Raw genomic sequence first — 9,685 nt, 5'->3', positions numbered from 1 at the left:
CACCCCGTCAGTAGCTGAACAGGAGGGACAGCTGATAGAAACAGAAGCCACTGGAGCACCTCAAAAACACCATCATACACTAAATCAGTAAGTTGGCAGCATCACCTGGTTAGTGATATGCACGCCCTGTACGGTGAGATCCAGCACCAGGATGCCGATAATCAGCGCCAGTACGGAAGTGTGACCAAACCAGATCGCCAGCCATGAAAGTAATAGCAGCAGCAGACCGAAAGTTGTGGTGTGGTGCGATTTACCCTTATCGGCAAAACCGCCCGCCGGACGAGCGCCCAACGCTCCGGCAGCTCCCGCAAGTCCAAACAGACCAATGACACCATCGCTGTAGTTAAAAGGTGGAGCGGCAAGCAAAAAGGCCATTGAGGTCCAGAGAATGCTGAAGTTGGCAAAGGTCAGGCAGCCCAGCAATGCGCGGGTGCGCAGGATCTTATCGCTGATAAACATGCTGAAAACGGAACCTAACAACTGTGGGTAGTTGAGGTGGGTTTCTGATTTCATTTGTGGCAGACCACGCCATAATGCCAGCGCCATCAGTGCCATTAACACCGAGGCAACCCAAAAGACGGTGCGCCAGCCGCCGAGATTCGCCAGCAATCCGGCAACGGTCCGTGCGAGTAAGATCCCCAACAGCAGACCGCTCATAATAGTGCCAACCACTTTGCCGCGTTTGTCCGGTGAAGCCAGCGTCGCTGCCAGCGGAACCAGAATTTGTGCCACGACAGAGAATAAACCGGTTAATGCCGTACCGAGGATCATCATCGCCAGCGACTGACTGCTGGCAGTGATTAACATGCCGCCTGCCGCCAGTAAGGTCATCGAGACAATCAGGCGGCGGCGTTCAAACATATCACCGAGGGGAACAAGAAACAGCAGACCTGCTGCATAGCCCAATTGCGCGGCGGTAACAATAAAGCCTGCCGAACTGGCGGAAAGGGAAAAGTTACGCGCGATGGTGTCGAGCAATGGCTGGGCGTAATAGTTACTGGCTACCGCCAGACCGGTGGCGATAGACATCAGCACGATCAGCGCCGGGCTAAGCTCATGATTAGGTTTAGTCATTATTTTTGTTCATCAGGTGATGATTAAGCTGGAAATCAATAATAGCGGATGTTGATGAATATGGGATGAAAGATAGCTTGTTGAAATGTGCGATGTGGTTTGTAGGCATGATAAGACGCGCCAGCGTCGCATCAGGCATTGTGCACAGAACGGCGGATGCGGCGAAAACGCCTTATCCGCCATACGGAATGAGTGTATTTTGTAGGCATGATAAGACGCGTCAGCGTCGCATCAGGCATTGTGTACAGAGCGGCGGATGAGGCAAAAACGCCTTATCCGCCTGAATAAAAATTACTTCTGCGCTGCCAGCGCCTCATTCACCCAGCCATCGAACTGCTGCTGGTGGGCTTTGATCCAGCCATCAACGTGGCCCTGAATATCGCCTTCTGAGGCTTTGCCGTCATGCATAATGGCGTTCTGGGCGTTAATATCGGCCACTGGCAACTGCATAATGGCAAACAGTTTGGCTGCCGCCGGATTTTTCTCGGTCCAGGCTTTGTTGGCAACGATATGCATGGTGCTGACCGGGAAGCCGTAATTCGCGCCATTCGGCAGTTTGGTATCGGCATTTTTATCGCCCGGCAGTGCGGAGAACGGCACCTGCAACCAGACCACATCTTTCCCTGGCTTCAGCTCATTACTCACCCAGTACGGCGTCCAGGTGTAATAAAACACCGGTTTGCCCTCTTTGTAGCGACTGATGGTGTCGGCCATCATCGCTGCGTAGTTCCCCTGATTATGCGTCACGGTGTTGGTCAGTTCATACGCGGCAAGCTGGTGGTTGATCGCACCTTCGCAGCCCCAGCCAGGGTTACAACCGGTTAAATCCGCTTTACCGTCGCCGTTGGTATCGAACAGTTTGGCGATCTTCGGATCTTTCAGTTGTGCGATGTTGGTGATTTTGTACTGGTCGGCGGTTTTCTTATCGATCAGGTAACCCTGTGCCGCGCCGTTAACAAATACCCCTTCACGATAAAATTTCTTATCGCCACCGGCAGCTTCGTACATGTTGTCATGCAGTGGCGTCCAGTTCACGGCGGTGAAGGTTGCATCGCCGGAAGCAAGCGAGGTGTAGCCAACGTTGTAATCTACTTCGCTGGGTTTGTTGACGGTATAGCCTAATTTCTCCAGCGCACGGCTGACCAGCAGCGTCTGGAAGGTTTCTTCGGTGATGGTACTTTGAACTGGATTAACAGTAATACCTTTGCCCGGCAGATCGGCAGCAAAAGTTTGTGTAGAGATAAGCGTGGCAAACGCTGTCGCAAAAAGTACGCTATGTCGCATTGTTATTCCTTTTTTTGGCAGGGTGATAATGCCCGGCGTCACCGGGCAAGTGCAGAGTTACTTAATGAATGGGCGGGTCAGCAGACCAACAGGGCCAGTGGTGTACCAGCGACGGTTGCCGCGACTGCGTGAGTCGCGCCCAACGGCCTGCGTCAGGCGATCGAGGATAATGGCGAGGATCACAATCCCGACGCCGCCAACGGTGGCAAGCCCCATATCCAGACGACCGATACCGCGAAGTACCATCTGACCCAGCCCGCCGACGGCAATCATCGAGGCAATGACCACCATAGAAAGGGCCAGCATCAGCGTCTGGTTAACGCCCGCCATAATGGTCGGCATCGCCAGCGGTAACTGAACTTTGAACAGCATCTGGCGCGGGCTGGCACCGAATGAGCGCGAGGCTTCAATCAGATCCGCCGGAACCTGGTTAATCCCCAGAATGGTCAGACGGATAATCGGCGGCAGAGCAAAGATGATCGTCACCACCACGCCCGGCACGTTACCGATACCAAATAGCATGACGATTGGCACCAGATAAACAAACGCTGGCGTGGTCTGCATGGCATCAAGCAGTGGACGAATAATTTTCGCCGCTCGCGGACTTCTCGCCAGCCAGATCCCCAGCGGCAAACCAATGACGATACAGAACAGCAGGGCGGTTAACACCAGCGCCAGGGTAACCATGGCCTGCGACCAGGCACCGATTGCGCCGATGGCAATCAGCGAAACCAGCGTCGCCACGCCCATTCCGACCCCGGAAATCTGCCAGGCGATGAGAGCGAAAACGATAATCGCCACCGGTGCGGGCATACCCAGCAGCAATTGCTGGAAACCGTTGAGGATATAATCAACCGGAACGCGCACGCCCTGGAAGACGGGACGGAAATGGGTAACAACCCAGTCGATCCCTTCAGTGACCCAACTGTCGAGCGGGATCAGCGTTTTATGGAACGGATCGAGAATATTAAAATGCTCGACGTTTGGCGCAGGCGTACTGGTCAGCCAGTCAGCACCACCGCCGTCAGTCGGTGCAGTCGCCGGTGTACCCCAGGCGTCTGCGGATTGCACGGCACTGTCCGCCGCTGGCGTGGTATCCCACGGATTATTTTGATCAGCCATTATTTACCCCCTCACGATCTAAAGCGCGCAGCAGCATTCCTTTCGAAATGATGCCGACATACTGTTGGTCCTCGTCGACCACGGGCACCGCACAGGGTGCCTGTCCGACATGAGAGAGCAACTCGCTAAGAGGCGTTTGTGCATCGACTGCTAACGGCGCATCAATCAGCGCCGCATCAAGACCTTGCTGCTGCGTTAACGCGGTTTTAAGCGAATCGATGGAAACTGCGCCGACAAACTTATTACCGCGTTCGATAACGTAGCCATATTCGCGATCTTCATCCTGCAATAATTTCAGTGCCGAACGTGGGCCGAAGCCAGGGGTTTTACGAATTAAGCCATTCGGTGTCCGGCGGGCAATATCTTTCGCACTGAATACCTGACTAATATCAACACCACGGAAGAAGGTACGGACATAATCATTCGCCGGATTATTGAGAATTTCATCCGGTGTGCCGACCTGTACCACTTCACCATTTTGCATAATGGCAATTCGGTCGCCAATACGCATAGCTTCATCGAGATCGTGGGAAATAAAGACAATGGTGCGCTGATGTTTCGCCTGTAATTTTACCAGCTCATCCTGCATCTCGGTGCGAATTAATGGATCGAGCGCCGAGAAGGCTTCGTCCATTAATAATATATCCGGATTAATCGCTAACGCGCGGGCTAATCCCACACGTTGACGCATCCCGCCAGAGAGTTCATCCGGGTAGCTGTGGGCATAATTTTCCAGCCCGACCTGACGCAGTGCATCAAGGGCTTTTTCCCGGCGTTCTTCGGCATTAATTCCGGCCAATTCCATACCGAACGCAGTATTGTCCAGCACGGTCATATGCGGCATTAAGGCAAAGGACTGGAAGACCATCGCAATCTTTTTTCTGCGCACCTCACGGAGTTCGGCATCGGATATTTTGGCAATATCCACACCATCAATCAGCACTTGCCCGCGGGTGGGTTCAATCAGGCGATTGAGAAGGCGTACCATTGTGGATTTACCCGAGCCGGATAATCCCATGATGACAAATATCTCGCCTTCTTCAATGGCCAGACTGGCGTCTTTTACGCCAAGCGATAGCCCAGTTTTTTCCAGAATTTGTTCTTTCGAAAGTCCTTGTTCGATATATTTGAACGCTCGCTGTGGATGCTCGCCAAATATTTTATAAAGATTTTTAATTTCTAATTTAATTGCCATGCAATAGAAAGATTCCTTTATTTGTTTATGTCGATATATTACCCAATGGAAATAGTCACTTTTTTCTACCCTAACATACTGAGAATCTGAGGCAACCCCTGAGGGCAAATGTGGCATGAATATTGATGCGAGCAAATCGCCGGAATTTCCCGTGATATAAGGGCTGAGAGCAAATCGAGAAAAGTTGATATTTTTTGTCATAGATAGCGAAAAAACGCCTGAATATTGTAGTTTCAGGCGAATAATGCAACAGAGTCTCAGTGTAGATCACTACAGAATATTTGCGTGATAAAAAGCTATTTGGCGGGAATTATTTCCCTGCTGCGGGTAGTGATATTTTTGAAAATAACACCCTCAGAAATTCCAGTCTTCATCTTCTGTTTCAACCGCTTTCCCCATCACATAAGAGGAGCCTGAACCGGAAAAGAAATCGTGATTTTCATCGGCATTCGGCGAAAGCGCGGCGAGGATTGCCGGATTCACTTCCGCCATTTCTGCGGGAAATAACGGTTCGTAGCCCAGATTCATCAAAGCCTTATTGGCGTTGTAACAGAGAAACGCTTTCACATCGTCAGCCCACGGGGTTTCGGCGTACAGCTCATCGGTGTATTGCAACTCGTTGTCGTAGAGTTCCAGCAACAAATCGAAGGCGAAACTCTTCAACTCTTCACGTTGTCCCAGAGATATCTTTTCCATGTTTTTCTGATATTTATAGCCTATGTAGTAACCGTGGACTGCTTCATCGCGGATAATCAGACGGATCAGATCTGCGGTATTGGTCAGCTTTCCGCGGCTGGAAAAATACATCGGCAGCCAGAAACCGGAATAGAACAAAAAAGATTCAAGAAACACACTGGCGATTTTCTTTTTCAGCGGATCATCACCGCGATAATGTTGCTGAATAATCTGAGCTTTTCGCTGCAACGGTGCGTTTTCTTCACTCCAGGCGTAGGCGGCATCGACATCTTTGGTCTGACACAGCGTCGAGAAAATCGAACTGTAAGAGCGGGCATGAACCGCTTCCATAAAGCTGATATTCGATAATACCGCTTCTTCATGAGGCGTGAGTGCATCGGGCATCAGCGAAGCGCGCCGATAACATTTTGCAGCGTGTCGAGCAGCGTCAGGCCAGTAAAAACGCGCATCGTCAGTTGTTGTTCTACGACAGTTAATGTCTGCCAAGCAGGAATATCGTTCGACAGCGGCACCTTTTCTGGTAGCCAGAAATTGCTGGTCAGGCGATTCCACACCTCCAGATCTTTATCGTCAGATATCTTGTTCCAGTTGATGGCGCTGATACGTGAGAGTTTCATAGATATTCCTTAAAGTGCACAGGAGACGCAGCCTTCAATTTCAGTGCCTTCCAGCGCCATCTGACGCAGGCGAATGTAATAGAGCGTTTTGATACCCTTGCGCCAGGCGTAAATCTGCGCTTTGTTGATATCGCGAGTGGTGGCGGTATCGGGGAAAAACAGCGTCAGCGACAGCCCCTGATCGACATGGCGAGTCGCTTCGGCGTAGGTGTCGATGATCTTTTCTGCGCCGATTTCGTAAGCATCCTGATACAGCGCCAGATTCTCGTTAGTCATAAACGGGGCAGGGTAGTAAACGCGTCCTGTTTTGCCCTCTTTGCGTATCTCTACTTTCGCCACAATCGGATGAATACTCGACGTAGCATGGTTGATATAAGAGATAGAACCGGTTGGCGGCACCGCCTGAAGATTCTGGTTATAAATGCCGTAGCGCATCACGTCGTCGCGCAGTTGCGCCCACATCTCACGGGTAGGTAACGTAATACCGCTGCGGGCAAACAGTTCGCCAACTTTCGCCGTTTTCGGCTGCCAGTTACCTTGCAGATATTGGCTAAAATATTCACCACTGGCATAACGTGACTGTTTGAACCCGGCGAAGGTTTCACCGCGTTCGCGCGCCAGCAACATCGAGGTACGCAGTGCGTGCCAGGTGATGGCATAGAAATAGAGATTGGTGAAATCCAGTGCTTCCGGCGAACCATAAGCGATGCCTTCTCGCGCCAGATAGCCGTGTAAATTCATCTGCCCCAGTCCGATGGCGTGTGAGGCGGCATTTCCGGCTTCGATGGACGGCACGCTGCGGATATGACTCATATCTGACACCGCCGTTAAACCGCGCACGCAGTCTCTACCGTGCGGGCAAAATCGGGGGAATCCATGGTGTGCGCAATATTCAACGAACCTAAATTGCAGGAGATATCATGGCCTGTGCGGGCATAGTCGAGATTCTCGTCATACTCTGAGGCACAGTTGACCTGCAAAATCTCTGAGCAGAGATTACTCATATTTATGCGCCCGGCGACAGGGTTAGCACGGTTTACCGTGTCTTCATACATGATGTAGGGATAGCCGGACTCAAACTGGATTTCTGCCAGCCGCTGGAAGAAATCACGGGCGTTGAGGTATTTTTTGCGGATGCGTTCATCGGCAACCAGTTCGTCATAGTGTTCGCTGATGGCGATATCGGCAAACGGCTTGCCATAAACTCGCTCAACGTCATAGGGCGAAAACAGCGCCATCTGCGCATTCTCTTTTGCCAGATGGAAAGTGATATCCGGGATCACCACGCCCAGCGACAGTGTTTTAATGCGGATTTTTTCGTCGGCATTTTCCCGTTTTGTATCGAGAAAACGCAGAATATCGGGATGATGAGCATGTAAATAGACTGCACCTGCCCCCTGACGCGCGCCGAGTTGGTTGGCATAGGAAAATGCGTCTTCCAGCATTTTCATCACCGGAATTACGCCAGAAGATTGATTTTCAATACGTTTAATTGGCGCGCCCGCTTCTCGCAGATTCGACAGCAAAAATGCCACGCCGCCGCCGCGTTTCGACAGTTGCAGTGCGGAATTTACCGCCCGGCCAATCGACTCCATATTGTCTTCAATACGCAGCAGAAAACAGGAAACCAGTTCGCCGCGCTGCTGCTTACCGCAGTTGAGGAATGTCGGCGTGGCTGGCTGAAAGCGTCCTGACAGCATTTCATCGGTCAGTTGCAACGCCAGCGTCGCATCGCCTTGTGCCAGCGTCAGCGCCACCATCGTGACTCGATCGGCAAAATCTTCCAGATAACGTTTACCGTCGAATGTCTTCAACGTATAGCTGGTGTAAAACTTCCATGCCCCGAGGAATGTCTGGAAACGAAAACCGCTGGTGTGTGCGTGGGCAAACAGCGTAATGACAAAGTCGCGAGAGTAGCGATTAAGAACGCTTTCATCATAGTAACCTTCGTTGACCAGCCAGTTCAGGCGCTGCTGCTGGCTACTGAAGGTCACACTGTTCGGACGCACATGCGTCGCCATAAAGGCGTCAACGGCCTGGCGGTCTTTATCGAACTGAATGCGACCTGCGCTATCGTAGAGGTTAAGCATCGCATTCAGCGCGTGGTAATCCATCGTTTCCTGCGTCAGGCATTCTGCGGTTGTCGTTGCCAAAATTCGGTTACTCCTTTACGAACGTTTTCGATATCGCTTTGCGTACCCATGAGTTCAAAACGGTACAGCCACGGCACGCCGCATTTCCGGGCAATCACATCTCCGGCGCGGCCATACGCCTCACCAAAGTTGCGATTACCAGAAGCAATAACGCCGCGAAGCAACGCCCGGTTGTGCTCGTCGTTTAAAAAGCGAATTACCTGTCGTGGCACCGCGCCAGCCGTACCGCCGCCGCCGTAAGAGGGCACGATCAGGATGTAAGGCTCGTCTACCTGAATCCGTTCCCGTTCATTGAGCGGGATGCGCACCGCGGGCAGACCTAAACGTTCGATAAAACGCTGCGTGTTTTCGGAGCTGCTGGAGAAGTAGACGAGCTGGCTCATGCACTGGCCGCGTGTGGCGCTGGATGCAGACGGTTAATCATGTCCGGACGGAAACCAGACCAGCTAAGATCGCCAGCAATCACTACCGGCAACTGACGAAAGCCCTGAGCACGCAACGCTTCCGCTGCTTCAGGAACGCGATCGACATTAATCATTTCAAAATCAAACCCCCGGTTTTCCATCGCCCGTTTGGTGGCGTGGCACTGAACGCAATCGTTACGAGTATAAATAGTTATGCGCATGATTCGTATTTCCGTTTAAAATGAAGATACGGCGCGATGATACGCGTCGGGTTGTCTCTCTGTTGATACAGAGATACTAGATGTAGTTGAAAAAAGTTTCAACTACACAATATATAGCAAATAGTGATCGAAATTACCCTGGATATGAGCGTGACGGGGGAGGGGGATTTTGTGATTCACCAGGCAAAAAGAAACCCCGAAGACAGGCTTCGGGGTCAAAGACGCGTATTTATTATCATTTTTGCACTACGATTTGCGCATGCTTAACAGTGCGCCGATAAAAATACCTACCGCAGCTGCTGTACCCACGCTACACCAGGGTCTTTCACGAACAAAAGAATCCGCGCAGCCAACGGCATCGCGCGCGGCTTGCTGGACGCGAGTACGACCATGCATTCGCGCCCTGGTTTCTTTCAGCAACGCCTGAGCTTTACTGCGTGCGGCTTCAGCTTCCCCTTTGGCGTCGCTGCCCCAGGACTTCAATACAGATTCGAGGCTGTCAGCTAATTGATTGACATCATTCTGGATATCCTGCACGCCATCATCAACGTCGTTGCGGTTCGGTCGGTTAAACATATGATCCCCCATTAGAATTCGATGTAATTTTCAGTGTAGACCATAATTTTCTTAACTGAGGTTCATCGCGGCTTTATGGACTTTTCTGAAAGCGTTGTGAATGCGCAATCAGGTAAGGTAGGCCCGCGGGGTAATGCTGCCAACTTACTGATTTAGTGTATGATGGTGATTTTAAGGTGCTTGCGTGGCTTCCATTTCCATCAGATGTCCTTCCTGCTCCGCTACTGAAGGCGTGGTGCGTAACGGCAAAAGCACTGCCGGACATCAGCGCTATCTCTGCTCTCATTGCCGTAAAACATGGCAACTACAGTTCACTTACACCGCCTCTCAGCCCGGTACGCAC

Annotated in this window: 8 protein-coding genes and 3 pseudogenes; 1 reads left to right on the top strand and 10 read right to left on the bottom strand. The window is 51.6% G+C overall.

What is annotated here, in order from left to right; translation table 11 throughout:
• The 10 genes and pseudogenes from BFF42_RS28215 to BFF42_RS04530 all read right to left on the bottom strand — a co-directional run.
• On the bottom strand, positions 1 to 51 hold a 51-nt coding region (locus tag BFF42_RS28215; RefSeq protein ID WP_165888145.1), incomplete at its 3' end, for an IS1 family transposase.
• 45 nt (positions 52 to 96) lie between these two features.
• Positions 97 to 1,074 (bottom strand): annotated as a pseudogene (locus tag BFF42_RS04575) (MFS transporter); the annotation flags it as partial.
• Between the two features lie 291 nt (positions 1,075 to 1,365).
• Positions 1,366 to 2,358, bottom strand: coding sequence for a glycine betaine/L-proline ABC transporter substrate-binding protein ProX (gene proX / locus BFF42_RS04565; protein WP_001216527.1), 993 nt, complete (start codon positions 2,356 to 2,358; stop codon positions 1,366 to 1,368).
• Positions 2,359 to 2,415: 57 nt separating this feature from the next.
• The gene (proW, locus tag BFF42_RS04560) at positions 2,416 to 3,480 is read right to left on the bottom strand and encodes a glycine betaine/L-proline ABC transporter permease ProW (RefSeq protein ID WP_000774996.1); all 1,065 of its coding nucleotides are present in this window, start codon (positions 3,478 to 3,480) and stop codon (positions 2,416 to 2,418) included.
• Positions 3,473 to 4,675: a glycine betaine/L-proline ABC transporter ATP-binding protein ProV gene (proV, locus tag BFF42_RS04555; protein WP_000985494.1), complete on the bottom strand. Its 1,203-nt coding sequence runs from the start codon at positions 4,673 to 4,675 to the stop codon at positions 3,473 to 3,475. The genes proW and proV overlap by 8 nt, the downstream gene beginning before the upstream one ends.
• A gap of 354 nt (positions 4,676 to 5,029) precedes the next feature.
• Positions 5,030 to 5,988, bottom strand: a pseudogene (gene nrdF, locus BFF42_RS04550) (class 1b ribonucleoside-diphosphate reductase subunit beta).
• A 9-nt stretch (positions 5,989 to 5,997) separates the two neighbouring features.
• A pseudogene (gene nrdE, locus BFF42_RS04545) lies at positions 5,998 to 8,141 on the bottom strand (class 1b ribonucleoside-diphosphate reductase subunit alpha).
• On the bottom strand, positions 8,114 to 8,524 hold the full coding sequence (nrdI, locus tag BFF42_RS04540; RefSeq protein ID WP_000080947.1) for a class Ib ribonucleoside-diphosphate reductase assembly flavoprotein NrdI: 411 nt from the start codon (positions 8,522 to 8,524) through the stop codon (positions 8,114 to 8,116). The pseudogene nrdE and the gene nrdI overlap by 28 nt, the downstream one beginning before the upstream one ends.
• Positions 8,521 to 8,766: a glutaredoxin-like protein NrdH gene (nrdH, locus tag BFF42_RS04535; RefSeq protein ID WP_001223227.1), complete on the bottom strand. Its 246-nt coding sequence runs from the start codon at positions 8,764 to 8,766 to the stop codon at positions 8,521 to 8,523. The genes nrdI and nrdH overlap by 4 nt, the downstream gene beginning before the upstream one ends.
• A gap of 246 nt (positions 8,767 to 9,012) precedes the next feature.
• A complete protein-coding gene (locus BFF42_RS04530; protein WP_001295174.1) occupies positions 9,013 to 9,342 on the bottom strand; it encodes an ElaB/YgaM/YqjD family protein in 330 nt (109 codons plus the stop codon).
• Between the two features lie 184 nt (positions 9,343 to 9,526).
• On the opposite strand from BFF42_RS04530, the gene BFF42_RS04525 reads away from it, so the two are divergent.
• On the top strand, positions 9,527 to 9,685 hold a 159-nt coding region (locus tag BFF42_RS04525), incomplete at its 3' end, for an IS1 family transposase (RefSeq protein ID WP_032277379.1).

Source organism: Shigella sp. FC1661, assembly GCF_001712525.1.
Taxonomy (GTDB): domain Bacteria; phylum Pseudomonadota; class Gammaproteobacteria; order Enterobacterales; family Enterobacteriaceae; genus Escherichia; species Escherichia coli.
Note: the sequence above shows the minus strand (reverse complement) of the source record. Positions and strands in the feature narration are given on the sequence as shown.